The following is a 15782-nucleotide window of genomic DNA, read 5'->3' as shown; positions in this document are numbered from 1 at the left end:
CATTACTTGCTGAAAAGGAGCGCCGCTTTGCGTCAGTCCGCTGGGTCAGCCCATCGCTCGCTCTCCACATACAGCTTTCCATCACGCTCTTCGACGACCAGTCGCCCCCCCTCGCCGACAGAACCGGCGATCAACGCCCGAGCGACCGGCGTCTCCACGTGCCGCTGGAGATAGCGCTTTAGGGGGCGAGCGCCGTAGACGGGGTCAAAGCCTTCCCGGGCCATGTGGGACTTGGCCGCCTCTGTCAAGGTCAGGCTGATCCGGCGCTGGGCGAGACGGGCTTGTAGGTCCCGGATCAGGATGTCGATGATCGCCGTGATCTCCTGCAAGGTGAGCGGTTTAAAGAGGACCACATCATCGACGCGGTTGAGGAATTCGGGCCGGAAGTGAGCCCGCAGGCTGCCCATCACCTGTTCGCGGGCATGGGGCCGGATCTCACCGTCCGCAGTCGCCCCCTCCAGCAGGTGCGGGGAGCCGATGTTGGAGGTCATGATGATCACCGTGTTTTTGAAATCAACGGTGCGCCCCTGGCTGTCCGTGACCCGTCCGTCATCAAGGATCTGGAGCAGGACGTTGAAGACGTCGGGGTGCGCTTTTTCGATTTCGTCAAAGAGAATGACCGAATAGGGCTTGCGCCGAACCGCCTCGGTCAACTGGCCGCCCTCCTCATAGCCCACATAGCCTGGAGGCGCGCCGATCAGACGGGAGACGGCGTGTTTTTCCATGTACTCGGTCATGTCGATGCGGATCAGGTTCTCTTCACTGTCAAAAAGCGATTGGGCCAAGGTCTTCGCCAGTTCCGTCTTGCCGACACCCGTCGGTCCCAGGAAGATGAAGGCGCCGATGGGGCGGCGAGGGTCCTTGATGCCGGAACGGGCTCTCAATACGGCGTCCGTCACCAGTTGGACAGCCTCCTCCTGGCCGATGACCCGCTCATGGAGGATCTCGTTCAACCGGAGCAGCTTTTCCCTTTCCCCCTCCACCAGGCGGGTCACTGGGATGCCGGTCCAGCGGGAGACGATGTCGGCGATCTCCTCTTCCGTCACCTCTTCGCGGAGCAGCCGGTTTTCGCCGGACTTGCGGGCCAGTTCGGCCTCTTCCTGGGCGAGCCGCTGTTCCAACTGGGGCAGGCGGCCGTATTTGAGTTCGGCCAGCCGGTTCAGGTCGTAGTTGTAGCCCCGCTCAGCGTCGTCCACCTCGCGGCGGACCTTCTCGATCTCTTCGCGCAAGGACTGGACCTTGCGGATCGCTTCTTTCTCAATGTCCCAACGCGCCCGCATCTGGTCTTCCTTTTCCCTCAGGTCAGCCAGTTCCCGGCGGAGCGCCACCAGCCGGTCCTGGCTGGCCCGGTCTTTTTCGCGGGCCAGCGCGGCCTCTTCCACTTCCAACTGCACGCGCCGTCGGCTCACTTCATCTAATTCCGTCGGCAGCGAATCGATCTCCGTGCGGATGAGGGCGCACGCCTCGTCGACAAGGTCGATGGCCTTGTCCGGCAGGAAGCGGTCGCTGATGTAGCGATTGGACAAGGTGGCCGCCGCCACCAAGGCGTTGTCATGGATCTTGACGCCGTGATGGACCTCGAACCGTTCTTTCAGGCCACGCAGGATGGAGATGGTGTCTTCCACATCAGGGGCGTCGACGATGACCGGCTGAAAGCGCCGTTCCAAAGCGGCGTCCTTTTCGATGTACTTGCGGTATTCTTCCAACGTAGTCGCGCCGATGCAGTGGAGTTCGCCCCGGGCGAGCATAGGCTTCAGCATGTTGCCGGCGTCCATGGCGCCCTCGGCCTTGCCGGCGCCGACGATGGTGTGCAGTTCGTCGATGAAGAGAAGGATGCGCCCCTCGCTCTTCTTGATCTCCTGCAACACCGCCTTCAACCGTTCTTCAAACTCGCCGCGGTACTTGGCGCCAGCCACCAAAGCGCCCAGATCGAGGGCAAAGATGGCTTTATCCTTCAACCCCTCGGGCACATCGCCGCGGACGATGCGCAAGGCCAGGCCCTCGACGATAGCCGTCTTCCCCACGCCGGGCTCGCCGATGAGGACAGGGTTGTTCTTCGTCTTGCGGGAAAGGATGCGGATCACCCGCCGGATCTCGCCGTCGCGGCCGATGACCGGATCGAGGCGACCCCGCCGGGCTTCCTGGACCAGCTCGCGGCCGTACTTCTCCAGCACCTCATAGGTGACCTCCGGGTTAGCGCTGGTCACGCGCTGGTGGCCGCGGATCGCCGTCATCGCCTTCAGGAACCCTTCCCGGGTCAGCTTGAACTCGGCCAAGATCCCTTTCAGCGGCCCTTCGAGGGGCGGATTCAAAAAGGCCAGCAACAGGTGCTCCACAGAGACGTATTCATCTTTCAGGTTGCGCGCCTCTTCCTCGGCTTTCACCAGCAGGCGCTGCAACCGAGGGGTGATGTACACCCGCCCCGGTTCGACGCCAGGGCCAGATAGGCGCGGCTTGCGCTCCATCTCCCGCCGAACCTGTTTGGCAAAGCGTTCACTGTCTATCCCCATCTTGTCCAGGAGCCGGAGAGTTAACCCTTCTTCCTGCTCCACCAGCGCCGTCAAGAGGTGCTCCAGGTCTACTTCCTGATTCCCCTGCTGGACGGCCAGCGACTGGGCTGCCGTGATCGCCTCCTGGCTTTTTTGGGTCAGCTTGTTGAAGTCCATCTTCCCCACCTCCGAAAAAACGAGAGATTTCACTCAAAACTCAATGGACAGGATTTTCCTCTGTCATTGACTAACTTTGACCTTTGTAGCTTTATTTTATCACTACCTTACTCCCTTTATTCAAGAGGCGCAGGCGGAAATTATCCCTGGCCAAGTCGATTTCACAGAGATTAGCTAGGGATATCTCCAGAAAACTCCCGTTTTTATGTTCTTTGCGCACCTGCTGTTTTTCATTGACAAAATCATCATCTGGTGTAAGATTACACTAAGAGGTGTAATTTTACACTAACACAGGAGGGAGGGATACCTATCGGCATTGAAGATACAGGCATTCTCACGCAGGATGCCTTTGACCAATTGGTTTCTGAAAAACTCCGCGAGATCCGCATGGAAGCGGATCTGACTCAGGACAAGATGGCCGAGAGCATCGGCATATCGAAAAAAACGCTTGTCGAAGTGGAAAAGGGCCGCAAAACCTTGGGCTTTACGGCGGCCGCGCTGGTGGCGCTCTTGTACCGCCGGAGTGAACCAGTGCTATCCCTCTTCGGCGACATGACAATCGATGTGATCGAGTTTGTCTCCAAGCGATCCAAATCGCGCGCCTGGTACAAAACCTTGGGCGGTCGCGTCTGGTGGAACGAAGAATGCCGTCAGGGACGATTCATCGTCCAAAAACACCTCTTTACCCCCTACTACCGGATCATTGACAGCGACCATTACCTCCATTATTACAGCTTGAACCGGGAAGAAACCTTGAAGCGCTTGACCGAACTGGAGTTCGGCGAGTTCGAAGAAGCTAGGAAAGGACGGTGAGAGGCAGTGACATCTCGACACCAGTGGCTGCGCGGCGAGATCGCCCAGTGGCATGCGGAGGGACTGATCTCTGATGATCAAAAAGAACGCCTCCTCGGGCGGTACATGCCTTCTGAATGGCGTTCATCGCAGATCATCCTCTGGCTGGCCGGCTTGCTCGTCGGGCTCGGGATCATCCTGTTGGTCGCCCACAACTGGGACGATATCCCGCGCGCTGTCCGGTTAGGTATGATTTGCGGCGTCATCATCGCCGCTTACGCTTCGGGCTATGGGCTCGCCTTTGGCAAAGGCGCTACCCCTTCCCTCGGCCGTTACCCGCGCATCGGTTCAGCCTTGTTGTTGCTCGGCTTGCTGTGCTACGGCGCCGGCATCTGGCTCGTGGGCCAGATGTACCATATTTCCTCCTATGACGCCACTGGTCTGGGCTTATGGTTTCTGGGCGCCATCGCCGTCGCTTACCTGACAGGCCATCCCCTCTTCTTCCTGTCGGCCATGGTTCTGCTCACCGCCGCCAATATCAGCGATGCCACCGACAACACCGTTTCACTCGTCACCGGCCCCTGGTTTTACGCTGTTTTTGCCGGGCTTGTCTTCCCCTTTCTGTGGCGGCGCAACCAGCCCTTCCACCGCTATGGCGCCACCGTCGCCTTCTTCTTCTGCGTCCTCTTTCAACTGTTGGAAGCGGAGCGAAGTCTGATCTGGTTCGCCCTTTTTCCGCTCCTCCACCTGATATACGAATATGCGGCGGAAAAGACGCCCCGCCTCCGGCGTCCGCTGCTCTCCACACCGCTGCTGTTGTGGGGCGCCTTCTTTGTCGAAATAGCGAACCTCATGGTCCGCCCGGCCCTTCCAAGCGAATGGACCTGGTTGATCGGCCTCTGGCTTTTGCTCGCCGGCGTCATCCTCTGGATGGGCTTGCGAAACAAAAGCCTTCTCCAATCACTGGCCATGGTCGCCCTAACATCGCCGCTTCCCTTCATCGCCAAACTGTTCGAACCGGAGCCCGGCAACTTCAATCCCATCGATTTCAGCACCCCCCTGACCAACTCGGCAGAAGTGGTCGCCCTGATCATCCTCTTTATCGGCGGGATCCTGCTGATTCAAAGCGGAAGCCGCCTGCGCGAAGAATGGCAGATCAACAGCGGGACCTTCTTCTTCCTCGTCTGTGTCCTCTACGCCTATGGCCGCTACGCCTGGGGGCTCTTCGACAAGTCCCTCTTTTTCATTGGCGGCGGACTCATCCTCTTTGCCCTCGGCTATATGCTGGAACGCAAACGGCGGCAACTGCTCGACTTTACAGACAGGGAGGGATAGGTTGATGCGTCGCAACGCCTTTATCGCCGTGGTGGCCCTGCAGGTGCTCGTCCTTCTTCTCATGGCAGGCAGCCGGGCCGTCATCGTTTCCGCCGGACAGGAAATCGTCTTGAAAGCAGCGCCAATCGATCCCCGGCACCCCTTCATGGGCGATTATGTGCGCCTGCGTTACAACATCTCCGAGATCGATACGCGCAGCGTCCCGAACGACATTTCCGAAGAGAAGGTCACATACGGCAGCAAGGTCTTCGTCATCTTGGAAGAACAACAAGGCCTCCATCAACCGGTCGGCCTCTATCGTGACGAGCCTGTCGCCGGACCAGGGCAGGTCGTGTTAAAGGGGCGCTTTGGAGGAATGCGATTCTCGGAGCCCCCAGCGGAGATCCTCGCGACGCCGGCGGAAAAAGACTTCTACCGCGACATGAAACCGGCCTTTGCATGGATCGAGTACGGCCTGGAAGAGTATTATGTGCCGGAGGGTACCGGCCTGGAACTGGAGCAAGCGCTTCGAGAACAAAAGGATGTGTACGCCCGCGTGAAGGTATGGCGCGGCGACAGTGTCCTAACTGAGGTCTCTTAAAAATATCGCTTGCGCCAGTCTTGAAACAACAAAAAAGCCTCAGACTTATCATCTGAGGCTTTTTCAGCGTAATGGCTCCTCGAGTAGGATTCGAACCTACAACCTACCGGTTAACAGCCGGTTGCTCTACCGTTGAGCTATCGAGGAACAACAGCAAGGAGTCACCACAATCCTATATGAGATGCATATAAGAATCGTTTGCCCCTTGAAAACCGCACAGACGCCGATTTGTCTGTCTCCGCTACGGATTGGTCCCAGGTTGTTAGCGGCGGTAGAGCCGCCGATGCCTGAGGTCGTAAATCCTCGCTGCGCCAGCCAATCCACCTGTTGTCCATCACCTACGCCTTTCGGCCTCGGCTTAGGTCCCGACTTACCCTGGGCGGACGAGCCTTCCCCAGGAAACCTTAGGCTTGCGGCGGGCAGGATTCTCACCTGCCTTTTCGCGTACTCATACCGGCATTCTCACTTCCTTGCGCTCCACCCAGCCTTCCAGCTGAACTTCTACGCCCAAGGAACGCTCCCCTACCCAAGACTTGCGTCTTGCCGAAGCTTCGGTGGCCTGTTTAGCCCCGTGTCATTTTCCGCGCAGAGTCACTCGACCAGTGAGCTATTACGCACTCTTTCAATGGTGGCTGCTTCTAAGCCAACATCCTGGTTGTCTGGGCAACTCCACATCGTTTTCCACTTAACAGGCACTTGGGGACCTTAGCTGTCGGTCTGGGCTGTTTCCCTCTTGACGACGGATCTTAGCACTCGCCGTCTGACTCCCGGGCATAAATGCGGGCATTCTGAGTTTGACAGGGTTCGGTAACCGGTGAAGGCCCCTAGCCCTATCAGCGCTTTACCTCCCGCATTCTATATCCCGAGGCTAGCCCTAAAGCTATTTCGGGGAGAACCAGCTATCTCCGGGTTCGATTGGAATTTCTCCCCTACCCACACCTCATCCGCCGACTTTTCAACGTCGGTCGGTTCGGGCCTCCACGAAGTTTTACCTCCGCTTCACCCTGGACATGGGTAGATCACCCGGTTTCGGGTCTGCAGCCACGAACTTGACGCCCTATTCAGACTCGCTTTCGCTTCGGCTACGGCTTTCCGCCTTAACCTTGCTCGTGACCGCAACTCGCCGGTTCATTCTACAAAAGGCACGCCATCACCCTTGCGGGCTTTGACTGCTTGTAAGCATACGGTTTCAGGTTCTATTTCACTCCCCTTCCGGGGTGCTTTTCACCTTTCCCTCACGGTACTTGTGCACTATCGGTCGCTGAGGAGTATTTAGCCTTGGAGGGTGGTCCCCCCGGATTCCCACGGGATTTCACGTGCCCCGCGGTACTTGGGATCCCTTCTTTCGTCCTGAGCCAGGATCAAACTCTCCACAAAAATATTGTGAAAAAGCTTGAGTCAAGCTCTTCCATTTATCAATCAACCGGAATTGATTGGTTTCGCACGCTTTTGATTCGCAACTGTTTGATTTTCAAGGACCAGAGGCGTCACGATTTAGGATTTTAACACAGGCGCTACACCCTGTCAAGCAAAGTTTTGCATCTTGTATTAAATTTCGCTGTTCCCGTGAAGCGATATTTAATATACCACGCCGGTGATGGTTCTTCAACCGGAAATATGGGGAATATCTGCGCATTTGTTCCCGGATAGGCCACAATTGTCCAACTAACCTTTGTTTTTCTCTGAATCGTACTCGTTCTCTCTGTTTTATGTGTAATTTGTCCACTTTCTCAGCTTTTTTCTGCTTTCAGCGCTCCGTTTTTATTGCTTCTTTATATTCGAACGCTTCTTTTTCGTTGAAAGCGTCTTTAAGTCGAAGGCGTCTTTAAAGAGAAAAGACGAAGCCCGCTGCATGCAGACTCCGTCTCGAAAATCGGTTCACCTATTTCCCGACAAGCCAAAAAGATGGGGCTTACAGATCACGCCGACAGAACCGCACCGGCAGAATCGCCCCTACAGATCGTCCCGGTGCCGCATTGTCGGGAAGAGGATAACGTCACGGATAGAAGGCGAGTCGGTGAGCAGCATCACCAGCCGGTCGATGCCGATGCCGAGACCGCCAGTCGGAGGCATGCCATATTCGAGGGCGTTGAGAAAGTCCTCATCCATCATATGGGCCTCTTCATCGCCGGCCTCGCGCAGGGCGAGTTGGCGGACGAAACGCTCGCGCTGGTCGATGGGATCGTTCAACTCTGAGAAGGCGTTGCCCAGTTCGCGACGGGTGATGAAGACCTCGAAGCGGTCCGTAAACTGCGGCTTTTCGGCATTGCGTTTGGCCAGCGGCGACACCTCGACAGGGTGGCCGACGATGAAGTGGGGCTGGACTAAGTGCTCTTCCACCTTTTCCTCGAAGACGGTGTTGATCACATCGCCGCGACTGTCTGTGGCGTTGACGGGGACGCCGATGCTCTTCGCCGCCTCCCGGGCCGCCGCGTCGTCGGTGATGTTGTGGAAGTCCACACCAGCGTACTGCCGAATGGCGTCGAGCATGTTCAAGCGCGGCCAGGGCGGTGTCAGGTCGATCTCTTCGCCCTGGTAGGTGATCTTGGTCGTGCCCAGCACCTTCTTCGCCACCGATGCGACCAGATTTTCCGTCAGGTCCATCATATCATTGAAATCGGCGTAGGCCTGGTAGATCTCGATCATGGTGAACTCGGGGTTGTGGCGCGTCGAGATCCCTTCGTTGCGGAAGATGCGGCCCAATTCATAGACGCGCTCAAAGCCGCCCACGATTAGCCGCTTCAGGTGCAGTTCCAGGGCGATGCGCATGTACAGCTTCATGTCCAAGGCGTTGTGGTGGGTGATGAAGGGACGGGCCGTGGCGCCACCGGCGATGGGATGGAGCACCGGCGTCTCCACTTCAAGGTATTCCCGCTCGTCGAGGAATTCCCGGACGGCGCGGATGATCTTGCTGCGCAGGACGAAGGTCCGCTTCACCTCAGGGTTCATGATCAGGTCCACATAGCGCTGGCGATAGCGCAACTCCACATCCTTCAAGCCGTGAAACTTCTCGGGCAGGGGACGGAGCGACTTGGTCAGCAGGACAAACTGCTTGACCCAGATGGAGATCTCGCCCTTTTGGGTCTTGAAGACATGGCCCTCGACACCGTAGATGTCGCCGATGTCCGATTTGGCGAAGAGTTCAAAAACCTCAGGTCCCACATCGTCGCGACGCACATAGATCTGGATCTGCCCGGTGATGTCCTGCAGATTGCCGAAACCAGCCTTGCCCTGGTGGCGACGGGCCATCATCCGGCCGGCGAGGCGCACCGTCTGGTTTTGCAGGGCATCGAAGCCTTCCTTGATGGCTTCGGCGTGATGGGTCATTTCAAAACGGTCGCCGAAAGGATTGATGCCTTTCTCTCTCAGGTCGTCCAGCTTTTCCAGGCGGACCTTGATCAGTTCGTTTTTTTCCATTTCCAGCATGTTTTTTTCCATAATGCTTGTCTCCTCCCGGCGCATTCAAAAGAGCCAGGTCATCCTGGCCCTTCGATTCATTCTACACCTTTTGCCGCCGCCGAATAAAGGATAAATGAGTCCGGTGAAGGTCTACCCCTTCTTGTTGATGTCCACAATCTCGTACTTGATCTTCCCCATGGGCACCTGCACCTCGACGACAGAGCCCTTGGCTTGGCCGAGCAGCGCTTTGCCGACGGGGGAAACGTTGGAGATCTTCGACTGACTGGGATCGGCTTCGGCCGAGCCGACGATGGTGTATTCGAATTCGGAGTCGTCCTCCAGGTCCTTGAGGAGGACCCGAGAGCCGATGGTCACCACATTGGTCTCGCCTTCGCCGCCTTCGATCAGCTTGGCGTTGCGGAGCATCTTTTCGAGGGTGATGATCCGGCCCTCGACAAAGGCCTGTTCGTTCTTGGCGTCTTCATATTCGGAGTTCTCGCTGATGTCGCCGTAGTCGATGGCCTGTTTGATCCGTTCGGCCACCTGCCCCCGTTTTTGCGATTTGAGAAACTCCAGTTCCTCTTCCAGTTTTTTTAGCCCTTCTGCCGTCAACATCACTTGTTTTTCGTCCATACGTTCGCTCCCCTATTCTTCAATTCAAAAATATCTCGATCACGCTGTTTCGCTGCGGAATCCATTTCGTCAAGCGGTGTCATGTACATGTAGGGTTACAGAGAGGCTACACTGAATAAGCACTGCCATACAGCCGCGAAAGCCTGCGGCCGGGCAGTGCTTGCTTACTCCACCATCTTTAGTTTCGTATTATATCCGGGTTGCAAAATATTGTCAACATTAAGTTCTTGACTTCCAGTCGCCGTTCGCGGCGGCCGGAAAAGACTTTTGCGGACCCGTTCCACGTCCAATTCGCTCAAGGGGCAGTCGAAGCTGCGCAAGCCGGCCAGGGAAAAGCCGTGTTTGCGGGCCAACCGGGTGATCTCCTCCACCTTGTCGATAAAGAGTTCCCGACCAAGGGAAAAACATTCGCGCCGCCCCTCGAGGGCCAGGATCATCGTCTCGGCCATGCAGGCGTAGGCCAACCCCGGCGGAAAGCCGAAGTTGAACCCGAAATCCACATCGCCGGGCACCTTGACGACGCCCCCTTCGATGAGCAGTACGTCAGGCCGTTCCTTGGCGACCCGGCGGGAGACGTCACGGGGCCGAGCCACATCGCAGACGAGGGCACCCGCTTTCAGGTGTTCCGGCTCGATGATCGCCTCGGCCGCGCTCGACACAGCGACGACGATGTCGGCCCGGCGCAAGGCGCTGGCGATGTCGGTCGTCACCTTGACCGAGAGGCCGGTCTCGTGGAGGATGCGGTAGGCGAGCCGATCGAGCCGGTCGTTCCGGCGCGCCACTAACGTCAGGTCGCCGGCCTCCCGGGCAAGCAGCCGGGAGCAGACGGCGCCGATAGAGCCGGTGGCTCCGACGACGACGATGGCCGCGCTGTCCAAGCTGTGTCCGAGCCGTTCGGCGGCGATGCGCGTCGCCTCCAAGGCGGTCGCCACCGTATAGGAGTTACCTGTCGTCACCGGGACGGGCAGACGACGGGCCAAAGTCAATCCCGCATCGCCGATGATGGAGGTATAGGCGCCGAGACCGATGATCTGCGCCCCCTGATCGATGGCCTTGTGGCAAGCCGCCTCGACCTTGCGCAGCACGATCTCCTCCGGCAGGGACAGCATCTGCCGCGTCGTCAGCGGGCAGGCGACAAAGAGGCCGTCCACCTGGCCGTGCCCAGACCGAATGCCGCCAAAGCGGGCCGTTTGGACCGGCGGCGCCCAGCGGAAGACTCCCTCGACGAGCCCCTCGGGCAGCCAGCGGATCCAGGGAAACTTACGGGCTATGTCCGCAACGGTAAGGGGATGAATGATGAAGGCAAAGCGTTTCATGCCGACCTCCTGCGGTCGTCTGCCGGGAAGACACCTGTTCCACGCGAGGTTGAAAACCGATCTGTGCCAACCAGTGGCTGTACTCCTCCGGGGTGAACTCCTCAGGCCTTCGCTCCGCGAGGGCGACCAGCAAACCCTCCAAGACGTTTGTTCCAAAGGATCGCCCGCTCAGTTCCGGCGTCGTCGTCACCAGCGTGTCGACACCGCGCTCCCTGAGCAACCGAACATCCTCCTCGGTGACGGTGTTGGTCAGAACGATTTTGCCCCGCATGTCCGCCGGCATATACCGGCGAATGAAATGAAAATCCCCGGCGACAACCTCCGCCTCCCGGAACACGTGAGGAAACCGGGGTTTCATCTGCTCCTGCCGATTGCCCGTCGGATAGACCCACTGAAAGGGCAATTGGCTGATCACTGGAATGATTACGCGGGAAAAATATTTTAATGCCTGCAAGCTGCGCAGCGGCAGAGGAAGTCCGCAGCCAAACATCAGATCGCCGAAGGTGACCTGACAACCTAGCCGGACAAAAGCCTCGGCAAGGCCGTAGCGATCGACGGCACAGACGAGGAGCGCCCGCTGACCAGGGCGGATCAGGCCATCGGCAGCCAATCGCTCCACCACCTGCTGCTCCCAGTGGTCCTTCAAGTTGCTCCCATCGACGACAGGGGTTTGCCGGGCCGCCTCCGCCAATCGCCGGCCGTCTCGCAAGGTGTACCGCCGGCTACCGGCGCGCAGGTAGAGATCGATGCCGCCTAAGCCAATGGCGTCGACGTGACCGTCGAGGGCGCCAATCGCTGCGATGGCCCGGCTGTAGTCGCCGTCCATGCCGCGGCGTTCGAGCAGGACTTTGTTTCCGAGGATCTCCACCTCGACCTGGTGGTCCCGCTTGGATGATCCCAAGGAGATACTGACGACACGTTTCAACAGGGACGCCTCCACCCTTTTGGAGCGGCTCAACCGCTTGACAAAGAGCATAACCAACTTGGCCCATCCCTATGTGCCATCCGCCCCCCGGACTTGCTTCCCCCATGGTTTAAATGGTATTTTATACCCGGTAAGGGCAATTTCCCGGCTGCCTATTATGGATCGGCTATCGAATCGATCGTTGTAGGGCGGATGCGGCAAGCCCATGGGTCCGCCGGAGCAATCCCCTGCCGGGGAACCGAGATTGATAATGGGAGTGATCACGTGAGCACGGTAATCTGTTACCTGAGCAAACGGGGCACCACGGAATACTGCGCGAAACGCCTGGCCGACCTGATCGACGATTCGGTCGAACTCGTCGATATCCGGAAAAACCCGATCGGCCCGGACTGGAGCGCCTGCGATACGGTCATCCTCGGGGTGCCCATCTACGGCGGCGACATCGAGCGCGAGTTCAAGCAGTTCGTCCGGGAGAACTGGCGCTATATCATGGCCAAACGGCTGGCCCTCTTCATCTGCGGCATGCAGGAAGAGAAAAGCGAAGCCGAGATCAAGACCGCATATCCCGACCAGTTGTTAAGAAGGGCGATCCTGGCGGAGAACTTCGGCGGACGCGTCTTTCAGGACAAACTAGGCTTCATCGAACGGACGGCCTTCCGCATGGTCACCAAGATCAAAGAGGACTACAGCAACCTGTCGGAGGAAAAGATCGCCGCCTTCGCTGAAAAAGTGAACGCCGCCCGGTCGGCGGCGGAGATGGAGGCGAGTGAAGCCAGCAGCGCCAGCCCGGTGGCCGATGCCAGTTCCGAAGACGAGGCTGGAACCAAGGCAGGAGCGCCGGAGCGGGAAGCGTTGTAAGCAAAGGTCGCGCAGCCGGCTCCTGAATCACATCGACGGGGAAGCCTGTCGCTATTGTAAAAAAACGCAAAAAGCCAGCGCAAAGCATCTTGCGCTGGCTTTCTTTTGTCATTGTTTCGACCCAACCCCTCACGCCTGGGCTTCCGCCCTCTTGCGCGCCCCCGCTCGAAAGAACTGGTTGACGAGGGTGGCCATGGGCTGCTGGAGCAAAGTCATAAAGACGATGGGGATGGACACGCGAAGGTCGAAGTACCCCGTGGAAAAGACGACACCCAGGGCGATATTGCGCATCCCGCAGGAATAGGTGAGTGCGATGACATCCTCCTGGGGCCGTCCCAGAAAACGCCCGGCGCCGTAGCCGAGCAGGTAGGCGATGGTATTGAGCAAAAAGAGGCTAGCCAGGATGGGAGCGGCGCTCGACCAACCGAGGATCAGGTAGTCGTGCATAAACGCCACATTGATGGCGACGACCAAAAAGAGCCCGATTTTGGAGAGGGCGCTCAAACCGGCCTGCAGGGGCCCCTGGGGGTCCCAGAAGCGGTACGGGTGCAACAGCAGGCCGAGCAAGGAGGGCAGCACCACCATCAGCAGCATGTCCTCCACCAGCCGCTCCACCGGCAGGTGACCGGAGACATGCATGATCACCTGGGCGAAGAGGGGCAGGATGAGCGGGCTGAGCAGGGTGTCCAGCACGACCAGGGCCAAGGCGAAGGAGTTATTGCCCTTGGAGATGTTTGTCCAGACAGAGGCTGTGATCGCCACAGGGATGGTGGAACCGATGACGAGCCCCGTCACCGTCTGGGCGTCACCGGGAAAAAAGAGCAGACCCAGGCCGAAGGCTGCCGCCGGGATCAGGCCATGGGCCAACAGCAAGGACGTCAAAAATAGCACCGGCTGGCGAAAAAGGACGCGAAACTGACCCCAAGAGCAGTTGAGCGCCCCCAAAAAGGTCATATAGCCGAAGAGCCAATAGACCCATGCCTTCTCATCGCGGAGGTTTGTCCAAAACATATAGCCAAAGAGCAAGGCCCCCGGGATCAAAATAAACATGGCCCGCTCCAGAAAACGATTAAAGGAGATCACCCACCGAACCGGCATCTTAGCTACCTCCATGCTGTCAGGGCATCTTCGTTGGACCCCTGCGGGACCATGGCATCTGCGCAGTCAAAGGCTCGGCGCAGTCATCAGCCTCCTGCGCAGTTCACTGTCTCCAGGCGGTCAACCGCCTCGCTGCCTCAAAGAGCGGACGCTCAACCCTTACGATGACCGGCGGGAGGTTTTTCAGCATTCTTCTCATGAACTCTCGCTTCTTCCCACTTCTCGTTCATATGGTCGACCACCTTCTGAACCAGGCGGACAGCGAAGCGTTCCGAGTGGCATTTCAGGCTCGACACGATGGCATATAACAAAACAGCGTTCATCTCGTCCTTGTTGCCGTCATCCATCAGGGCGATGGCCGCTTCAATCTCTTCCAGATAGCGTTCCCCAATTTCGTTCAGGATGTCCTGAGCCAATTTCTCCACATCGACTGATTTGCGCATTCGCCCACCTCCTGCCTCTATGTTCGACGGAGGAGGGGCAAATCCCTTGAAAAAAAATTAGACTCTTCGCAGCAAAGCCGACAAGACCTCGTCAAAGGACTGATCGCCGATCTTATCCAGCATCTTGTCAAGCGGCGTTTTTCGGAGCAACGAACCAGACAATACGATCTGGACCTGCTGGGCGCGGTCAACGAGGAGCGAATTGACAATTAAGGCATCGCTCAGGAGGCCCACAATCACGGCCGCCTTCAAGGGATTGATCGCCAGGGGCGCCTCTCTATTCTTCTTCCCCTGACGACCGTTCCCATCCCCATTGCAGTTTCCGTTGCCATTACCCTTGCCGGCGCCGCTCCCCCTTCCCTTACCTGGGCTGTATTTTTGCCGCTCCCTGAATTCCCCTCCTTTCTTCATCGTCCTCCCCCTTATTACGCGATAACCGTCGGCGTCTGCTGTGTCGGGTCGGCAAACGCCGGCAGCGCCAATAGGACAAACAAGACCGTCGCGATAATCAAAAGAATATCGTGTTTCGCTTCGTCAGACACCATCGCTCTCCCCCCATTTCTTCCCTATTAGGCTATGACGCGGGAGCGCGAACGGTACAAGTCCACCTGGATTTTAATTGGAAAAAAAGAAGGGCGATCGTGCGAGGGATTCCCTTTCGAATCAATTGTGGCTTCGCCTCGCTTCCCGGCGGGGGCGAAAGCGGACGATATTGCTCAACCTGCCTCCAAGGGTTGCCTTCGTTGCCTCTTGGAAAAAACCCTCTCTCTCCATCCCCTCGCCTGTCCCTTCCACCTGCTGTAGAAAGCGAGTCAGGGTCCGGTCAAAGTCGTCCCGCCCCGTCAGGGAGGTGGGATCAAAAGCATGGGTCACCCGCTCCAGGGAAGCCCCCGGAATGGCGTCGACGACTCGTCGCATCAACCGGATCGCGAGTTCCGATTCACCGCCGACGATGCCGAGGCAGGGGCATTGGATCTGCCGAAGTTCGCCTGTCAGATTGACGCCCCGGATCATCCAGCGTGTCTTAACAGCGTCGAGACCGCGGATCTTGGGGATTTCGCCGCGCAGTTGCCGCTGGGCAAAGGGCCAGCGGGCGTACATGTTCAAGACCATGGGCGTCAGCCACGATTTGGGCAGTAAAAAGAGAGGCGAAGCCAGCCAGGTCATCCGGATCAAGGCGGCCTCCTCGCTGTCGCGGCGGTCGAGTTCACTGAAGGTATCGACGAGGACCAGGGCGCGGCACAGGTAGGGGTGATCAATTGCGAAGCGCTGGGCGATAACGCCGCCGAAAGAGACGCCGCAGACGACAGCGCGGTCAATGCGCAAAAACCGGAGCAGCGTCACCAGATCGCGGGCATGATCGCTCAGGCGGGTGGACCAGGTCATGGGGCCGGAGCGGCCCGTCCCCCGTACATCGTAGAGGATCACCCGGTTTGTCCGAGAAAAGGTCTCCACCTGGGGCGCCCACATGCCATGGCTGACGGCGATGCCAGGGATGAAGACGATCGGATCGCCCTGCCCATGGACTTCATAATAGATCCTTGTGCCGTTTAATTGCTGGACGGGCATAACATCCCTCACTGGACCGTATTTGTCCGCGCTGATCGGACTATTATATTCTCCCTCGCCCCTCCCGGCAAATTGCCAGGAAAAAAACACCGGGCAGGTTTGCTAAAAGGTTGCCCAAGCAAAGCTACCAAAGCAGCAAAGCTCCCCAAAGGTTTGGGCAAAAGAAAA

At 58.2% G+C, this 15782-nt stretch carries 13 protein-coding genes and 1 other annotated feature; of the genes, 4 read left to right on the top strand and 9 right to left on the bottom strand.

Going from position 1 to position 15782, the window contains the following annotated elements:
* Positions 1 to 32: 32 nt before the first annotated feature.
* Entirely contained in the window at positions 33 to 2666 is a 2634-nt protein-coding gene (gene clpB, locus AC0CW1_RS13095) for an ATP-dependent chaperone ClpB (protein ID WP_488183469.1), read from the bottom strand.
* Positions 2667 to 3023: 357 nt separating this feature from the next.
* On the opposite strand from clpB, the gene AC0CW1_RS13090 reads away from it, so the two are divergent.
* From AC0CW1_RS13090 to AC0CW1_RS13080, 3 genes are read left to right on the top strand one after another with little or no spacing between them, the layout of a single operon-like run.
* Positions 3024 to 3479 (top strand): helix-turn-helix transcriptional regulator, encoded by a 456-nt coding sequence (locus tag AC0CW1_RS13090; RefSeq protein ID WP_488183468.1) that lies wholly within the window; start codon positions 3024 to 3026, stop codon positions 3477 to 3479.
* A gap of 6 nt (positions 3480 to 3485) precedes the next feature.
* Positions 3486 to 4793 (top strand): DUF2157 domain-containing protein, encoded by a 1308-nt coding sequence (locus tag AC0CW1_RS13085; RefSeq protein ID WP_488183467.1) that lies wholly within the window; start codon positions 3486 to 3488, stop codon positions 4791 to 4793.
* Positions 4794 to 4797: 4 nt separating this feature from the next.
* Entirely contained in the window at positions 4798 to 5373 is a 576-nt protein-coding gene (locus AC0CW1_RS13080; protein ID WP_488184156.1) for a GDYXXLXY domain-containing protein, read from the top strand.
* A 142-nt stretch (positions 5374 to 5515) separates the two neighbouring features.
* Positions 5516 to 6938: a sequence feature (23S ribosomal RNA rRNA prediction is too short), on the bottom strand.
* 388 nt (positions 6939 to 7326) lie between these two features.
* Here AC0CW1_RS13080 and lysS read toward each other — a convergent pair.
* The 4 genes from lysS to AC0CW1_RS13060 all read right to left on the bottom strand — a co-directional run bounded on the left by lysS (position 7327) and on the right by AC0CW1_RS13060 (position 11697).
* Positions 7327 to 8811: a lysine--tRNA ligase gene (lysS, locus tag AC0CW1_RS13075; RefSeq protein WP_488183466.1), complete on the bottom strand. Its 1485-nt coding sequence runs from the start codon at positions 8809 to 8811 to the stop codon at positions 7327 to 7329.
* A 111-nt stretch (positions 8812 to 8922) separates the two neighbouring features.
* On the bottom strand, positions 8923 to 9405 hold the full coding sequence (gene greA, locus AC0CW1_RS13070) for a transcription elongation factor GreA (protein WP_488183465.1): 483 nt from the start codon (positions 9403 to 9405) through the stop codon (positions 8923 to 8925).
* 164 nt (positions 9406 to 9569) lie between these two features.
* Positions 9570 to 10721: a shikimate dehydrogenase gene (locus tag AC0CW1_RS13065; protein WP_488183464.1), complete on the bottom strand. Its 1152-nt coding sequence runs from the start codon at positions 10719 to 10721 to the stop codon at positions 9570 to 9572.
* Positions 10666 to 11697, bottom strand: coding sequence for a quinate 5-dehydrogenase (locus tag AC0CW1_RS13060; RefSeq protein WP_488184155.1), 1032 nt, complete (start codon positions 11695 to 11697; stop codon positions 10666 to 10668). Before AC0CW1_RS13060 ends, AC0CW1_RS13065 begins: the two co-directional genes overlap by 56 nt.
* A gap of 213 nt (positions 11698 to 11910) precedes the next feature.
* On the opposite strand from AC0CW1_RS13060, the gene AC0CW1_RS13055 reads away from it, so the two are divergent.
* Positions 11911 to 12504 (top strand): flavodoxin domain-containing protein, encoded by a 594-nt coding sequence (locus tag AC0CW1_RS13055; RefSeq protein ID WP_488183463.1) that lies wholly within the window; start codon positions 11911 to 11913, stop codon positions 12502 to 12504.
* A gap of 129 nt (positions 12505 to 12633) precedes the next feature.
* Here AC0CW1_RS13055 and AC0CW1_RS13050 read toward each other — a convergent pair whose 3' ends face one another.
* From AC0CW1_RS13050 to AC0CW1_RS13035, 4 genes are all read right to left on the bottom strand, one after another.
* Positions 12634 to 13602 carry a bile acid:sodium symporter family protein gene (locus AC0CW1_RS13050; RefSeq protein ID WP_488183462.1) on the bottom strand — a complete coding sequence of 323 codons (969 nt, stop codon included), beginning with the start codon at positions 13600 to 13602 and terminating at the stop codon, positions 12634 to 12636.
* 152 nt (positions 13603 to 13754) lie between these two features.
* Positions 13755 to 14045, bottom strand: coding sequence for a hypothetical protein (locus AC0CW1_RS13045; protein WP_488183461.1), 291 nt, complete (start codon positions 14043 to 14045; stop codon positions 13755 to 13757).
* A 57-nt stretch (positions 14046 to 14102) separates the two neighbouring features.
* The gene (locus tag AC0CW1_RS13040; RefSeq protein WP_488183460.1) at positions 14103 to 14456 is read right to left on the bottom strand and encodes a hypothetical protein; all 354 of its coding nucleotides are present in this window, start codon (positions 14454 to 14456) and stop codon (positions 14103 to 14105) included.
* Between the two features lie 252 nt (positions 14457 to 14708).
* Positions 14709 to 15614: an alpha/beta fold hydrolase gene (locus AC0CW1_RS13035; RefSeq protein WP_488183459.1), complete on the bottom strand. Its 906-nt coding sequence runs from the start codon at positions 15612 to 15614 to the stop codon at positions 14709 to 14711.
* Positions 15615 to 15782: the final 168 nt, after the last annotated feature.

It is taken from the genome of Heliomicrobium sulfidophilum (assembly GCF_057715735.1).
The sequence above is the reverse complement of the archived record's forward strand: the minus strand, read 5'-3'. Positions and strand labels throughout refer to the sequence as shown.